Annotated in this window: 13 protein-coding genes and 3 tRNA genes; 8 read left to right on the top strand and 8 right to left on the bottom strand. The window is 71.8% G+C overall.

Translation table 11 applies throughout. The features are described from left to right. The first annotated feature begins 11 nt into the window (after positions 1–11). The 4 genes from purD to ACFWRO_RS02795 all read left to right on the top strand — a co-directional run bounded on the left by purD (position 12) and on the right by ACFWRO_RS02795 (position 6,017). On the top strand, positions 12–1,262 hold the full coding sequence (purD, locus tag ACFWRO_RS02780) for a phosphoribosylamine--glycine ligase (protein ID WP_384503604.1): 1,251 nt from the start codon (positions 12–14) through the stop codon (positions 1,260–1,262). Between the two features lie 217 nt (positions 1,263–1,479). Further along, positions 1,480–3,381: a hypothetical protein gene (locus tag ACFWRO_RS02785; RefSeq protein WP_384503605.1), complete on the top strand. Its 1,902-nt coding sequence runs from the start codon at positions 1,480–1,482 to the stop codon at positions 3,379–3,381. 160 nt (positions 3,382–3,541) lie between these two features. Beyond that, positions 3,542–5,002 (top strand): N,N-dimethylformamidase beta subunit family domain-containing protein, encoded by a 1,461-nt coding sequence (locus ACFWRO_RS02790; protein ID WP_384503607.1) that lies wholly within the window; start codon positions 3,542–3,544, stop codon positions 5,000–5,002. Positions 5,003–5,105: 103 nt separating this feature from the next. Further along, positions 5,106–6,017 carry a phosphoribosylaminoimidazolesuccinocarboxamide synthase gene (locus tag ACFWRO_RS02795; RefSeq protein ID WP_384503609.1) on the top strand — a complete coding sequence of 304 codons (912 nt, stop codon included), beginning with the start codon at positions 5,106–5,108 and terminating at the stop codon, positions 6,015–6,017. A 55-nt stretch (positions 6,018–6,072) separates the two neighbouring features. Here ACFWRO_RS02795 and ACFWRO_RS02800 read toward each other — a convergent pair. The 8 genes from ACFWRO_RS02800 to ACFWRO_RS02835 all read right to left on the bottom strand — a co-directional run bounded on the left by ACFWRO_RS02800 (position 6,073) and on the right by ACFWRO_RS02835 (position 10,592). Then, positions 6,073–6,148, bottom strand: a tRNA-Gly gene (locus ACFWRO_RS02800). Positions 6,149–6,170: 22 nt separating this feature from the next. Further along, on the bottom strand, positions 6,171–6,779 hold the full coding sequence (locus ACFWRO_RS02805; RefSeq protein ID WP_384503611.1) for a response regulator: 609 nt from the start codon (positions 6,777–6,779) through the stop codon (positions 6,171–6,173). Continuing rightward, on the bottom strand, positions 6,776–8,008 hold the full coding sequence (locus ACFWRO_RS02810; protein ID WP_384503613.1) for a sensor histidine kinase: 1,233 nt from the start codon (positions 8,006–8,008) through the stop codon (positions 6,776–6,778). Before ACFWRO_RS02810 ends, ACFWRO_RS02805 begins: the two co-directional genes overlap by 4 nt. 25 nt (positions 8,009–8,033) lie before the next feature. Then, positions 8,034–8,798, bottom strand: a complete 765-nt coding sequence (locus tag ACFWRO_RS02815; RefSeq protein ID WP_384503615.1) for an ABC transporter permease — start codon at positions 8,796–8,798, stop codon at positions 8,034–8,036. Then, positions 8,795–9,730 (bottom strand): ATP-binding cassette domain-containing protein, encoded by a 936-nt coding sequence (locus ACFWRO_RS02820; RefSeq protein ID WP_384503616.1) that lies wholly within the window; start codon positions 9,728–9,730, stop codon positions 8,795–8,797. Before ACFWRO_RS02820 ends, ACFWRO_RS02815 begins: the two co-directional genes overlap by 4 nt. Before the next feature lie 162 nt (positions 9,731–9,892). Next, positions 9,893–9,965, bottom strand: a tRNA-Gly gene (locus ACFWRO_RS02825). Positions 9,966–10,045: 80 nt separating this feature from the next. After that, positions 10,046–10,117 (bottom strand) — tRNA-Gly (locus ACFWRO_RS02830). 121 nt (positions 10,118–10,238) lie between these two features. Beyond that, on the bottom strand, positions 10,239–10,592 hold the full coding sequence (locus ACFWRO_RS02835) for an Lsr2 family protein (protein WP_384503618.1): 354 nt from the start codon (positions 10,590–10,592) through the stop codon (positions 10,239–10,241). A 333-nt stretch (positions 10,593–10,925) separates the two neighbouring features. Between ACFWRO_RS02835 and purS the strand changes: the two genes are divergently transcribed. The 4 genes from purS (at position 10,926) to ACFWRO_RS02855 (ending at position 14,741) form a co-directional block, all read left to right on the top strand. Further along, the gene (gene purS, locus ACFWRO_RS02840) at positions 10,926–11,195 is read left to right on the top strand and encodes a phosphoribosylformylglycinamidine synthase subunit PurS (RefSeq protein ID WP_384503620.1); all 270 of its coding nucleotides are present in this window, start codon (positions 10,926–10,928) and stop codon (positions 11,193–11,195) included. Further along, positions 11,192–11,872: a phosphoribosylformylglycinamidine synthase subunit PurQ gene (gene purQ / locus ACFWRO_RS02845; RefSeq protein ID WP_384503622.1), complete on the top strand. Its 681-nt coding sequence runs from the start codon at positions 11,192–11,194 to the stop codon at positions 11,870–11,872. Before purS ends, purQ begins: the two co-directional genes overlap by 4 nt. Beyond that, positions 11,872–14,121 carry a phosphoribosylformylglycinamidine synthase subunit PurL gene (gene purL / locus ACFWRO_RS02850; protein ID WP_384503624.1) on the top strand — a complete coding sequence of 750 codons (2,250 nt, stop codon included), beginning with the start codon at positions 11,872–11,874 and terminating at the stop codon, positions 14,119–14,121. The genes purQ and purL overlap by 1 nt, the downstream gene beginning before the upstream one ends. Before the next feature lie 110 nt (positions 14,122–14,231). Continuing rightward, positions 14,232–14,741, top strand: coding sequence for an ArsR/SmtB family transcription factor (locus tag ACFWRO_RS02855; protein WP_384503626.1), 510 nt, complete (start codon positions 14,232–14,234; stop codon positions 14,739–14,741). Positions 14,742–14,744: the final 3 nt, after the last annotated feature.

Genomic DNA, 14,744 nt, shown 5'->3' on the forward strand with positions numbered 1-14,744 from the left:
CCCTGGCTGGCGTGAAGGTCCTCGTCATCGGCGGCGGCGCCCGCGAACACGCCCTGTGCCGCTCTCTCTCCCTCGATCCCGACGTCACCGCTCTGCACTGCGCGCCCGGCAACGCCGGAATCGCGGAGGTCGCCGAGCTGCACCCCGTCGACCAGCTGGACGGCGCCGCCGTCGCGCGGCTGGCCGCCGACCTCCAGGCGGACCTGGTCGTCGTCGGCCCGGAGGCCCCGCTCGTCGCGGGCGTCGCCGACGCCGTCCGCACGGCCGGCATCCCCTGCTTCGGCCCGTCCAAGGAGGCGGCGCAGCTGGAGGGCTCCAAGGCGTTCGCCAAGGACGTCATGGCCGGGGCCGGCGTCCCGACCGCCCGCAGCTACGTCTGCACCACGGCCGAGGAGATCGACGAGGCGCTCGACGCCTTCGGCGCTCCGTACGTCGTCAAGGACGACGGTCTCGCGGCCGGCAAGGGCGTCGTCGTCACCAGCGACCTCGCGGAGGCCCGCGCCCACGCCCTCGCCTGCGCCCGGGTCGTCATCGAGGAGTACCTCGACGGCCCCGAGGTCTCCCTCTTCGCGATCACCGACGGCGTCACCGTCATGCCGCTGCAGCCCGCGCAGGACTTCAAGCGCGCGCTCGACGGCGACGAGGGCCCGAACACCGGCGGCATGGGCGCCTACTCCCCGCTGCCCTGGGCCGACCCCAAGCTGGTCGAAGAGGTCATGGCCTCCGTCCTCCAGCCGACGGTCGACGAGCTCCGCCGCCGCGGCACCCCCTTCCAGGGCCTGCTGTACGCGGGTCTGGCGATCACCAGCCGTGGCGTACGGGTCATCGAGTTCAACGCCCGCTTCGGCGACCCGGAGACCCAGGTCGTCCTCGCCCGGCTGCGCACCCCGCTCGCGAGCGTCCTGCTGAACGCCGCCAACGGCACCCTCGACAACGAACCGCCGCTGAACTGGCACGACGACGCGGCCGTGACCGTCGTCGTCGCCTCGCACAACTACCCGGCGACCCCGCGGACGGGCGACCCGATCGAGGGCCTGGACGAGGTGGCGGCACAGGATGCCCCGCACGCGTACGTCCTGCACGCCGGGACCAAGCGGGACGGCGACGCGATCGTGAGCGCCGGCGGCCGCGTCCTCTCCGTCACCGCGACCGGAAAGGACCTGGCGCGCGCCCGCGAGAGGGCGTACAAGGCGGTCGCCCGCATCCGTCTGGACGGCTCGCAACACCGTACGGACATCGCACGCAAGGCCGCGGGGGAGTGAACCCCTAACCGCCCAGGACCGTCATCACCTTTACCCAAAGCCATTCCATCGAGTGACGGCTGAGCCATCCGGATGACGCCCGCCGAACCCCCAACTAGGGTGCGGCGAAGGCGTTCCGGCACTTGGCCCACCGGCATTGCGATGTCAGTGGCGGGTGCCACAGTGGGGGAGTGACCAACACCGCCACAGGCAGTCCCGACAAGGGCAGGAGGGGGTGATGAACGGCGTGTCCGGTAGCGGCTCCGGTTCCGTTGTCGGCGAGGAGATGGGTGTGCGCGCCGCGCGCACCCGGGCGCTCGCCGTGCTCCGCGTCCGCGCCAGGGCGCTGGCCGTCGCGCTGCTCCCCGCCGCAGCGGCGGTGATCCTGTACGCGGGCGGGGTCACCGGTCACATGACCGGACCCGGCTGGGACGCGGCCCGCGGCTTCACCACGGTGCTCGCGCTGGTCGTCCTGCTCGCGGCGGCGGCCGTCGCCGTGGTCATCGCGCGCTCCCGGCCCGCCGTCACACCGACGGTCGAGCTCTCCGAGCGGTCCGCCCCCGATCTGTACCGGATGGTGCGGGACCTGGCCGACCGGCTCGGCGTCCCCGCGCCCTCCGCGATAGCCCTGACCCCGGACTGCGACAGCTGGCTCGAAGACCGTACGCACCCGGCGCACGACTCGGGCCGTACGGCGGGCCTGCGGCGCTCCACGGACGCGCCGGTCCTGGTCATAGGCTCGCCCTTCCTGTGGTGGATGCGCGTCGGCGAGCTGCGCGCGGTCCTCGCCCCCGTCGTCGCCGGTACGGCTCCGGCGGCACACCCCGACATAGCTGCGGCCCGCCGCTTCGTGCAGGGTCTCGACGCGGCCGTCGCCGCTCCCCGCAACCCCGGGCTCGGCCCGGTCGGCAGGCTGGGCGCGCGCGGGATCGCGTCGGTCGCCCGGGTGCTGCTGCGGATGAGCCGCGGGCACGCCGCCGAGATGGAGCGGGGCGTCGCCGTGGCCGGCTCCGAGCGCGCACAGGCTGTGGACTACGGAATCCGGATCGTCGCCCAGGAGCAGGTCGGCCTCGCCTACGCGGGCTGGGACCGGCTGCTCACCCGCGTCGCGCTGCCCGCCTGGCGGATGGGCCGCTGGCCCGCCAGCCTCGACGTGGGCGTGGTCGCGGCCCTCACCGAGCTCTCCCGCCGGGACCGCCTCGCCGACGGCTTCGCCTCCCGGCTCGGCGAGCGCCCTGCCTGCGACCTGCTCGAAGAGCCCGGCGCCGTGGACGAGGCCGCCTCGCTGCTCGCCGCCCGCCTCTTCCACGGCGGCCCGGCGGAGCCAGGCCCTGACTGGTCCCCGGTGGACTGGAGCCAGTACCCGGAGGAGGTCGTGGACCGGAAGTGGCGCAGCGACGCGGCCCGCCTCCACCAGGTCCTCGACGAACTGGGCGTCCTCCCGACCGCCCCGGGCGCCGGGCGGACCCCGTCCGCCGGTACGGGTACCGGAATCGGTACGGGCACGGGTACGGGAATCGGTACGAGTACGGGCAGGGCCACGGGTACGGACAACGTGGACGGCCCGACCCTGACCCGCGTCCTGACCCACCTCTCGGCCAACCCGGAGCCCGGGCAGGTGCCCGAGCCCCAGGCCCACCCCGAGCCCGCCTCCGGGCCCGAGCCCCACCCCGACCCCCACCCCGACCCCCACCCCGCCCCCGACCACGACCCCGAGCCCCACCCCGACCCCGAGCAGCCCCTCGCCGCGAACCCCGCCGCCGATGCCCTCGCCGCCGCCCTCACCGCCCACGTGGCGCGCGAGGAAGCCGCACGGCCCGTGGCCGCCGAGCCCGCGCCGCACGCCGACGCCCTCGGCGACGACGCGCTGCCGCTCTTCCCGCTGCAGCCGCCCCGGACCGGGCGGGACCTGCTCGCCGACCACGTCACGGCGATGGTCTGCTGCGCCGCCGTGGACACCGCGGGCGCCGCCCCCGGCCTCGACTGGCTCGACGGGCCCGCCCTCCTCGTCGGCGGCGTGCGGAGCACGGACCTGACCGCCCGCGTGCTCGCCCTCGTCGAGGACGGCGACCCCGACCCCCTCAGCGCCTGGCTCGCGGAGACCGGCGTACGCCCCGAGAAGCCCGTCCGCCTCGTCTGAGGCGCCCTGAGGACGGCTCGAACGCGGAAGCGCACCTTCCGTTTCACGTCAATTCGCGACGAACGGTGACGGAGTGCGTGCGTTATGTGATGTGCTGGAGACCGGCACTGACAGCAGCACATGACAACGGCGCGCGGGGGAGTCGAGGGAGGGGCGCGACATGGGGGCGGACCAGATCAGGCGGTGGGAGTCGGGCGCGCTCGCCCACGCCGTCACGGACCCGTTCGGCCAGGGCCCGCTGCCCTGGCTGCGCGGCTCGGAGAACTACTTCGACGCCACGGGCCAGGTCGTCCCCTGGTACGCCGACGAGACCCTGGCCCGCGGCGGGAGCGGAGGCCCCCGCACCGCCGACGACGTACGGGGCCAGATCAAGGGGTTCGTCTCCAGCGGGGCGGTGGCCCCCGGCGAGGCGATCGATTTCCACATCACCGTGGACCCGCCGCAGCAGTTCTCGGTCGACATCTACCGGATCGGTCACTACGCCGGCGAGGGCGCCACCAAGATCACCACGAGCCCCCGGCTCTCCGGCATCGTCCAGCCGGCCCCGCTCACCGCCGACCGCACGGTCTCCTGCCACCACTGGTGGCAGTCCTGGCGGCTCCAGATCCCGGCCCACTGGTCGATCGGCGCGTACGTCGCCGTGCTCACCACCGCCGACGGCTACCGCTCCCACATCCCCTTCACCGTCCGCGACGACCACCCCGCGGACCTCCTCCTCGTCCTCCCGGACATCACCTGGCAGGCGTACAACCTCTATCCGGAGGACGGCAGGACCGGCGCCAGCCTCTACCACGCGTGGGACGAGCAGGGCCGGCTCCTCGGCGAGGAGGACGCGGCGATCACCGTCTCCTTCGACCGCCCCTACGCCGGCGCGGGCCTCCCCCTCCACGTCGGGCACGCCTACGACTTCATCCGCTGGGCCGAGCGGTACGGCTACGACCTCGCCTACGCCGAGACCCGCGACCTGCACGCCGGCCGCGTCGACCCGACCCGCTACCGGGGCCTGGTCTTCCCCGGCCACGACGAGTACTGGTCCGTCCCCATGCGCCGGACCGTCGAACTCGCCCGCGAGCAGGGCACCTCGCTCGTCTTCCTCTCCGCCAACACCATGTACTGGCAGGTGGAGCTGGGCCCGTCCCCGTCCGGAGTGCCCGACCGGCTCCTCACCTGCCGCAAGCGCCGCGGCCCCGGCCGCTCCGCGCTCTGGCGCGAGATCGACCGCCCGGAGCAGCAACTGCTGGGGATCCAGTACGCGGGCCGGGTGCCGGAGCCGCACCCGCTGGTCGTACGGAACGCGGAGCACTGGCTCTGGGAGGCCACCGGCGCCGGGGACGGGGACGAGATCCCCGGCCTGGTCGCGGGCGAGGCGGACCGGTACTTCCCGCGCACCGCGCTCCCCGAGCACCAGGGCCGCATGCTGCTCGCCCACTCGCCGTACCGGGACAGCGAGGGCGCCCTGCGCCACCAGGAGACCTCGCTCTACCGCGCCCCGTCCGGGGCGTGGGTCTTCGCCTCGGGCACCTTCGCCTGGTCGCCCGCCCTGGACCGGCCGGGCCATGTCGACGAGCGGATCCAGCGCGCCACGGCGAACCTTCTGGACAGGATCTGCAAGCGGGACTGATCAGCCGAGGGACTGACCAGCGCGTTCCAGGGGCCGATGGTCCGGCGGCCGGGCGGGTGCGAGAGAATCGACCTGTTCCTGGATCAACCTACGCGGAGGAACCGTGTCCGGATTCGTAGAAAAGCCCGAGCCCGTTCAGGTCCCGGGCCTGACCCACCTCCACACGGGCAAGGTGCGCGACCTCTACCAGAACGAGGCCGGCGAGCTCGTGATGGTGGCCAGTGACCGCATGTCCGCGTACGACTGGGTCCTGCCGACCGAGATCCCCGACAAGGGGCGGGTGCTCACCCAGCTCTCCCTGTGGTGGTTCGACCTGCTCGACGACCTCGTCCCGAACCACGTCATCTCCACCGACGTCCCGGCCGGCGCCCCCGCCGACTGGGCGGGCCGCACCCTCGTCTGCAAGTCCCTGAAGATGGTGCCGGTCGAGTGCGTGGCTCGCGGCTATCTGGCCGGCTCCGGCCTGGTCGAGTACAAGGAGTCCCGTACGGTCTGCGGTCTCGCGCTCCCCGAGGGCCTCACCGACGGCTCCGAGCTGCCCGCGCCGATCTTCACCCCGGCCACCAAGGCCGCCGTCGGCGACCACGACGAGAACGTGTCGTACGAGGAGGTCGCCCGCCAGGTCGGCGCGGAGACCGCCGCCCTGCTGCGCCAGACGACGCTCGCCGTCTACGGCCGGGCCCGGGACATCGCCCGCGAGCGCGGGATCGTCCTCGCGGACACCAAGTTCGAGTTCGGCTTCGCGTCCACCGAGGAGGGCGAGCGGCTGATCCTCGCCGACGAGGTGCTCACCCCCGACTCGTCCCGCTTCTGGCCGGCCGACCAGTGGCAGCCGGGCCGCGCCCAGCCCTCGTACGACAAGCAGTTCGTGCGCGACTGGCTGACCTCCCCGGCCTCCGGCTGGGACCGTACGAGCGAGCAGCCGCCGCCCGCGCTCCCGCAGGAGATCGTGGACGCGACCCGCGCCAAGTACATCGAGGCGTACGAGCTCCTGACCGGCAACGCCTGGCGGTAGAAACCCGGAACGCACGAAGAAGCCCCCGGTCCGAGAGGACCGGGGGCTTCTTTCATGGAGCGGACGACGAGATTCGAACTCGCGACCCTCACCTTGGCAAGGTGATGCTCTACCAACTGAGCCACGTCCGCATGCGCCGTAGCGCGGGGCCAACTATACCCAACCTTTCTCGCGTGCGAGACGCACCGCCGTATGACGGTTCTCGGCACCGAGCTTCGCGGCGGCCGAGGAGAGGTAGTTCCGGACCGTCCCCTGCGAGAGCGAGGCCCGCTCGGCGATCTCCGCGACGGGCGCGCCGTCGGCCGCGAGTTCGAGGACCTCGGCCTCGCGCGCGGTCAGCGGGGAGTCCCCGGCGGCGATCGCGTCGGCCGCCAACTCCGGGTCCACGTAACGGTTTCCGGCGTGTACGGCACGGATGATCTCGGCAAGTCGCTGGGCGCTGACGGTCTTCGGCACGAAGCCCCGCACGCCGGCCGCGAGGGCCCGCTTGAGGTGGCCGGGGCGGCCGTGACTGGTGACGATCATGGTGCGGCAGTCGGGCAGTTCGTCCCGCAGGGCTGTGGCGACCCTCACACCGTCGAGGCCCGGCATCTGCAGATCGAGGACGGCGACATCGGGCCGGTGGGCGCGGGCCATGGCGAGCGCCTCGGGTCCCGTGGCGGCCTGGGCGACGACCGCGAGATCGTCCTCAAGGGCGAGCAGCGCGGCGAGCGCGCCCCGGATCAGATGCTCGTCGTCGGCGAGCAGCACGCGTACGGTCACGACTCCGCTCCCCGCCCCTGTACGGGGACTGGCACCAGCGCCGTCACCTGGAACGTGCCGCCGTCGTCCGGTCCCGCCTCCAGGGTCCCGTCCACCGCCGCGAGCCGCTCCCGCAGCCCCGCGAGGCCCGAGCCGCGCTCCATCACCGCCCCTTCCCGTACGCCGTCGTTCCGTACCGTCAGCAGCACCGAACCGTCCTTCTCCCGCAGCGAGATCGCGCACCGCCGCGCGTCGCCGTGCCGCAGCACGTTGGTCGTCGTCTCCCGCACCACCCAGCCGAGCACCGACTGGACGCCGGCCGGGAGTTCCATGGGCACCGGGTCGATCGCGCAGTCGATGCCGGCGGCCCCGAGCACCCCGCGCGCGCCCTCCAGTTCGACGCGCAGGTCCGCCTCCCGGTAGCCGCGCACCACGTCCCGTACCTCCCGCTGGGACTCCTGCGCGATCCGCTGCACCTCGATCATCTGGTCCACGGCCTCGGGCCGTTCGCGCCGCGCGAGCTGCACGGCGAGCTCGCTCTTGAGGGCGATCACCGAGAGGTTGCGGCCCATGACGTCGTGCAGGTCGCGGCCGAAGCGGAGCCGTTCCTCGGCGACCGCGAGCCGGGCCTTCAGATCGCGGGAGTTCTCGAGCTCCCAGACGATCTTCATCAGCCAGCCGGAGAACCCGCAGGCCGCGGCGAGGCCGCCCCCGCCCAGGATGATCGCGACGGCGTAGCCGAGGCCCTCGCCCGGGTGGATGCCCATCGCCACGACGGCGACGCCGGTCGCGAGCGCGCCGGCCGGGACGACGTACAGCATCCGGCGGGGCCTGCGGACGCAGAGCACGAGGCTGCCCATGGCGAAGGTGATCATGCCGGTGACGACGGCGGCGGCGACGGCGGGGTCGCGGAGCACGCCCGTGGCCCGCAGCGCGAGCACCGTCAGCGCGCCGCCGGCCGTCAGGACGACGACCGCGATCGCGAGCCGGACCGGCCGCTCGCGCCGGTCCAGGGCCCAGTCGAGGGCCCGCGAGGAGAGCACGGCGTTCAGCACGGCGTGCGCGCAGACGAGCAGCGTCAGCGCGAAGCCGAGGGGGGTGGTGAGCGGGTTGTACCTGGAGTCCGCGATCGGTACGAGACCGATGGCGGCGATCTCGATCAGCATGAAGAAGTGGAAGCTCCACCGGGTGTACAGCTCGACCTTGGCCGCACTGCCGCGCCCGCTCCACCACCCCGTCAGCCTGGACACGCGCCCGGCCTCCCTCTCTTGCCTTCTAGCGTCGCGGTTCCCAGCGGAACCACTTCTGGACAGCAAACACGGTGATCACGCCCCAGGCCAACGTGTTGAGCGTCGCGGTCAGCAGGTCCCGGGGTTCGCCGACGCCGAGCCAGCCGGCCCGGACGAACTCCATGACTCCGGTGAACGGCAGCAGTTCGGTGATGCTCGCGGCCAGGTCGGGGAGGACGTCGCGGGGCACCATGAGCCCCGAGCCCATGGCCGAGATGAGGAAGAACGGCAGCGTGGTGAGGCCCGCGCTCTCGACGTTCCGCGTGATGGCGGTGGTCGCGGCGGCGAGCCCGGCGAGCAGCAGGATCGCCGCGAGCAGCCCGAGCACGAGCAGGTCGGGCCTGCGCGGCGCGGGCACGTCGAGGACGAGGGCGCCGCCGACGGTGAGGACGGCGCACTGGAGCAGCGCGATGGCGGCGGACGGGAGCGCGGTGCCGCCGAGGATCTCCAGGTCGGTCGCCTCGCCGGTGCGCAGCCGCTTGAGGACCAGCTCCTCGCGCCGGGCCACGAGGGCGGAGACCAGGCCCATGTAGACGACGAGGACGAGGATCATCCCGGTGCCGCCGATGAGGGTGGTGCCCGCCATGCCGCCGGGCAGCTCGCCGGGCTCCATCTGTCCGAGCGAGGACCGCAGCACGAAGATCATCAGCAGCGGCATGAGCAGGGCGATGAAGAGGTTGTTCTTGTTCCGCCCGAGCAGGGTGAGTTCGGCCCGCCCGAGCGCGGTCATACGGCGTGCGGTGGCGTTCATCGGGCGGTCTCCAGGTCCACGTTCGGGTCGAGGGCGTCGGTGCGGGAGGCGATCTCCAGGAACGCCTCTTCGAGGGTGGCCGAGCGGGCGTCGAGCCCGTCGAGCCGTACGCCGGTCTCGCGGGCCCAGTCGAGGAGTTCGCCGAGCGCGTCCTGCAGCGCGTGCGTACGGATCTCCACGCGCCGCCCCTGCGCCGCGGCCTTGAGCCCGAGCGGGAGCCGGCCGGGCTCCACGCCCTCGGGGAGGGCGAAGCGGATGCGGGCTGGCCGGGCGGCGGTGACCTCGGCGGGGGTGCCGGAGAGCACGATCCGCCCCTTGTTCATGATCGCGAGCCGGTCGGCCAGGGACTCGGCCTCCTCCAGGTAGTGCGTGGTGAGGAGCACGGTCGTCCCCTCGTCGCGGAGCGCCCGGACCAGGTCCCAGGTGTCGCGCCGGCCCTCGGCGTCGAGGCCGGTGGTCGGCTCGTCGAGGAAGAGGACCTCGGGGCGGCCGAGGAGGGCGAGCGCGAGGTCGAGCCGCCTGCGCTCGCCGCCGGAGAGCTGTTTGATCCGCACCCGGTCGCGGGAGCCGAGGCCGACGGCCTCCAGGGCCTCGCCGGCCGGCCGGGCGCCGGTGGTGCAGCCCGCCCACATCCGTACGGTCTCGGCGACGGTCAGGTCGGACGGGAAGCCGCCCTCCTGGAGCATCACTCCGATCCGGGGCCGGACGGCGGCCCGTTCGCGGTACGGGTCGTGGCCGAGGACGCGGACGGTGCCGCCGCTCGGCGCGGCAAGTCCCTCCAGGAGCTCGACGGTGGAGGTCTTGCCGGCCCCGTTGGTGCCGAGCAGGGCGAAGATCTCGCCCTGGGGGACGGCGAAGGAGATTCCGTTGACGGCTTCGTAGCCGCCGGAGTAGGTCCGGCGGAGGCCCTCCGCCACGATCACATCGGTCATGGTTCAAGGCTCGCGGTCCGGCGGGCGGATCGGCAGTGCGCGCTGTCATCGCTGCGCATGACAAATGTCAGGCGCCGTACGGCAGATAGGACGAACCGCAGACGCGACGAACGGCAGATACGACGAAGGCCCGGTTCGTGAGAACCGGGCCTTCGATCAACGAGCGGACGACGAGATTCGAACTCGCGACCCTCACCTTGGCAAGGTGATGCTCTACCAACTGAGCCACGTCCGCATTGCTGCCGCTCAGCTCTCACTGGGCGGTGCGAGCACCACTGTACCCGATGCACCGGAGTGCTCGGTAATGCGATGCAGAGCGGGTGACAGGAATTGCACACTGCGCCTTCCCCCTGGAAGGGGGATGTTCTACTACTGAACTACACCCGCACGCTGCGTGAGGTTCGGCCCTGCGGCCTTGCCCCTCGGCGTGATCCAGACTCTAGCCGATCAGCGGGGGTGTAACGCAACTCGGTTCCCGGCGCGCGGCCCGGCGGGCCGGTCCGTGGGCTCAACTGGCCTCGCGGAAGGCTTCGTAGACGCGCTTCGGGATGCGGCCGCGTGCGGGCACGTCCATCTTGTTGGACTGGGCCCAGGCGCGGACCGCCGCCGGGGCGGGGGTGAGGGTGGTGTGCTTGTACGAAGCCACGGAGACGGGTGCGCCGCCGGCGCGGGCCGCGGCGGCCTTGCCGGTCAGCTTCCGGCCGGCCGCGAGGTAGGGCGCCAGCGCCTTGCGCAGTTTCTTTGCATTGGCGGGATTCAGGTCGATCTCGTACGACTTCCCGTCCAGGCCGAAGGCAACCGTTTCCGCTGCATCTCCGCCGTCGATGTCGTCGGAGAGAGTGACCACTACTCGTTGAGCCACGGATATCGGTCCTTTCTTGCGGCGTGCCGTGATCGTCTTGGCGGGTGTAGCGCCTCTGACGTGCGGCGACACCGACTTTACGGCTGCCCCGGGCCAATGCTGCTTTCCTCTGTATTCCTTTGTACAGCGGTAGGCGTCGCATTGTGAAGCCCAGCCAATTGCATCAGCGTGTCTCGCCGCAATGGCCCGCGCAATATTTCACTTGAATTTTCCGTGGGGATCTTCGGAGATCTTCGGGAGGCTTTGTAGGGTCCTCCAGTCCTCTACCCGCGTAGAATTTGGAGGCAGGTACGCTGAGGGAACCGCCCACGCAACACACCACCGGGAGTGCCAGTGGCACGCGTCGTAGTCGACGTCATGCTCAAGCCGGAGATCCTCGACCCCCAGGGCCAGGCCGTGCAGCGTGCACTGCCCCGCCTCGGATTCGAGGGAATCGCCGACGTCCGCCAGGGAAAGCGCTTCGAGCTGGAGGTGGAGGGACCGGTCGACGAGGCCGCCCTCGCCCGCATCCATGAGATGGCCGAAACCTTCCTCGCCAACACCGTGATCGAGGACTTCACCATCAAGGTGGAGTCCACGGAGACCGCCGGGGCCTCCTCGTGACCGCACGCATCGGCGTCGTCACGTTCCCCGGAACGCTCGACGACCAGGACGCGCTGCGCGCCGTCCGCCTCGCGGGCGCCGAGCCCGTCTCGCTCTGGCACCGCGACAAGGACCTCAAGCAGGTCGACGCCGTGGTCCTGGCCGGTGGCTTCTCCTACGGCGACTATCTGCGGGCCGGAGCCATCTCCCGCTTCTCGCCGGTCATGGAGCCGCTCATCGAGCAGGCGAAGGCGGGCATGCCCGTCCTCGGCATCTGCAACGGCTTCCAGATCCTCACCGAGGCCCATCTGCTGCCGGGCGCGATGCTGCGCAACAACCACCTGCACTTCATCTGCCGCGACCAGAAGCTGCGGGTGGAGAACGCGGAGACCGCCTGGACCGCCGACTACGAGCAGGGCCAGGAGATCCAGGTCCCGCTCAAGAACATGGACGGCCGGTACGTCGCCGACGAGCGGGTGCTCGACGAGCTGGAGGCCGAGGGGCGGGTGGCCTTCCGCTACCTGGACATGAACCCCAACGGCTCGCTCCGCGACATCGCGGGCATCACCAACGCCGCGGGCAACGTGGTCGGCCTCATGCCGCACCCCGAGCACGCCGTCGAGCCGCTGATCGGCACGGGCCGTACCGACGGCCTCGGTTTCTTCACCTCGATCCTCAAGAAGCTGGTCAACGCCTGATGAGCCTCGACACCGTCAAGCACGCCACCGAGACCCCGGACAGCGAGCAGCCCTGGAAGGAGCTCGGCCTCAAGGAGGACGAGTACGCGCGCGTCCGCGAGATCCTCGGCCGCCGTCCCACGGGTGCCGAGCTGGCCATGTACTCCGTCATGTGGTCCGAGCACTGCTCGTACAAGAGCAGCAAGGTCCACCTGAAGCAGTTCGGCGAGAAGGTCCCGGAGAACGACGCCATGCTCGTCGGCATCGGCGAGAACGCGGGCGTCGTGGACGTCGGCCAGGGCTACGCGGTCACCTTCAAGGTCGAGTCGCACAACCACCCCTCGTACATCGAGCCCTACCAGGGCGCGGCCACCGGCGTCGGCGGCATCGTCCGCGACATCCTCGCCATGGGCGCCCGCCCGGTCGCGGTCGTGGACCCGCTGCGCTTCGGCGCGGCCGACCACCCCGACACCAAGCGCGTGCTCCCGGGCGTCGTCGCGGGCATCGGTGGGTACGGCAACTGCCTGGGCCTGGCGAACATCGGCGGCGAGGTCGTCTTCGACGAGTGCTACCAGGGCAACCCGCTGGTCAACGCCGGCTGCATCGGCGTGATGAAGCACGAGGACATCCACCTGGCCAAGGCCTCGGGCCCCGGCAACAAGGTGATCCTCTACGGCGCCCGTACCGGTGGCGACGGCATCGGCGGTGTCTCGGTCCTCGCGTCCGAGACCTTCGACGACACGAAGCCGACCAAGCGCCCGGCGGTCCAGGTCGGCGACCCGTTCCAGGAGAAGCTCCTCATCGAGTGCACCCTGGAGATCTTCAAGGAGAAGCTGGTCGCCGGCATCCAGGACCTGGGTGGCGCCGGACTCTCCTGCGCGACCTCCGAGCTGGCCTCCGCCGGCTCCGGCGGCATGCGGGTCGACCTCGACCGGGTCCACCTGCGCGACGCGACGCTCTCGCCCGAGGAGATCCTCATGAGCGAGTCGCAGGAGCGCATGTGCGCGATCGTCGAGCCGCGGTACGTCGACCGCTTCCTGGAGATCTGCGAGAAGTGGGACGTCATCGCGGTCGTCATCGGTGAGGTCACCGACGGCGAGCGCCTGGAGATCTTCTGGCACGGCGAGCAGATCGTGGACGTCCCGCCGCGCACGGTCGCGCACGAGGGCCCGGTCTACCACCGGCCCTACGCCCGCCCCGAGTGGCAGGACGCGCTCCAGGCCGACGACGCGAACAAGCTGCCCCGGCCGCAGAACGGCGAGGAGCTGAAGGACCAGGTCCTGAAGCTGGTCTCCTCCCCGAACCAGGCGTCGAAGTCCTGGATCACGGACCAGTACGACCGGTTCGTGCAGGGCAACACCGTCCTCGCCCAGCCCGAGGACGCGGGCATGGTCCGCATCGACGAGGAGACCAACCTCGGCGTGGCCATGGCGACCGACGGCAACGGCCGGTACGCGAAGCTCGACCCGTACGCGGGCGCGCAGCTCGCGCTCGCGGAGTCGTACCGCAACGTGGCCGCCTCCGGCGCCAAGCCGCTGGCGATCTCCAACTGCCTCAACTTCGGTTCGCCCGAGGACCCGGCCGTGATGTGGCAGTTCGCCGAGGCCACCCGTGGTCTCGCGGACGGCTGCCTGCAGCTCGGCACTCCGGTGACCGGCGGCAACGTCTCGCTGTACAACCAGACGGGCGAGGTCGCCATCCACCCGACGCCGGTCGTGGCCGTGCTCGGTGTGATCGACGACGTCAACCGCCGTACGCCGATCGCCTTCGCGGAAGAGGGCCAGCTCCTCTACCTGCTCGGCGACACGCGTGAGGAGTTCGGCGGCTCGGCCTGGTCCGAGGTCATCCACCAGCACCTCGGCGGTCTGCCGCCGGCCGTGGACCTCGACCGGGAGAAGCTGCTCGGCGAGATCCTGATCTCGGCCTCCCGCGACGGCATGATCGACGCGGCGCACGACCTGTCCGACGGCGGTCTGGTCCAGGCGGTCGTCGAGTCCTGCCTGCGCGGCGGCACGGGCGCGCGCCTGGTCGTCCCGGAGGGCCTGGACGCCTTCACGTTCCTCTTCAGCGAGTCGGCCGGCCGCGCGGTCGTGGCCGTCCCGCGCAGCGAGGAGCTCCGCTTCACCGACATGTGCGGCGCGCGGGGTCTGCCGGCGGCGCGGATCGGTGTCGTGGACGGCGAAGAGATCGATGTGCAGGGCGAGTTCAGCATCGCGCTGAGCGAGCTGCGCACGGCGCACGAGGCGACGATCCCGGGCCTGCTGGCCTGACGGCTCGTACACGTACGCAGGGGGAGCCCCCGTCCGGACCTTCGGGTCCGGGCGGGGGCTTTCTCGTTCCCAGGTTGCCTGTGATTACGTAATTACGTAATCTACGAAACATGGAGCTTGAGGAGCGGGTCGCCGAGCTTGAACGGCGCATGGCGGAGCTGGAGGGGCGGGCGGATCACCCCGCGCCCGAGATCGCCGACGGGACGTTCTGGGCGCTGGAAGGGCTCAAGGCGGAGATCGCCCGGGCGGGCGCGCGGGGCGAGGACGGCGCGGTGCTGTTCACGGGCACGGTCCGGCTGCCGACCGAGGAGCGGTACGAGTGGCAGTTCGGCGCCTTCACCGAGCGGCTGCTCGACGAGGACTGGGCCGAGACCGCCGAGTCCTTCGCCGCGCTCGGCCACCCCGTACGGCTCCGGCTGCTGCGGGAGATCCTCGGCGGCCGGCGCACGGCGGCCGAACTGGCGGAACTCGAAGAGATCGGCACGACCGGCCAGATCTACCACCACCTGCGCCAACTGACCGGCGCGGGCTGGCTCCACACCACGGGACGGGGTCGCTACGAGGTGCCGGGAGCCCGGGTCGTCCCGCTCCTGGTGGTCCTCACCGCCGCCCGTCCGTAGTCA

It is taken from the genome of Streptomyces sp. NPDC058579 (assembly GCF_042718575.1).
GTDB lineage: Bacteria > Actinomycetota > Actinomycetes > Streptomycetales > Streptomycetaceae > Streptomyces.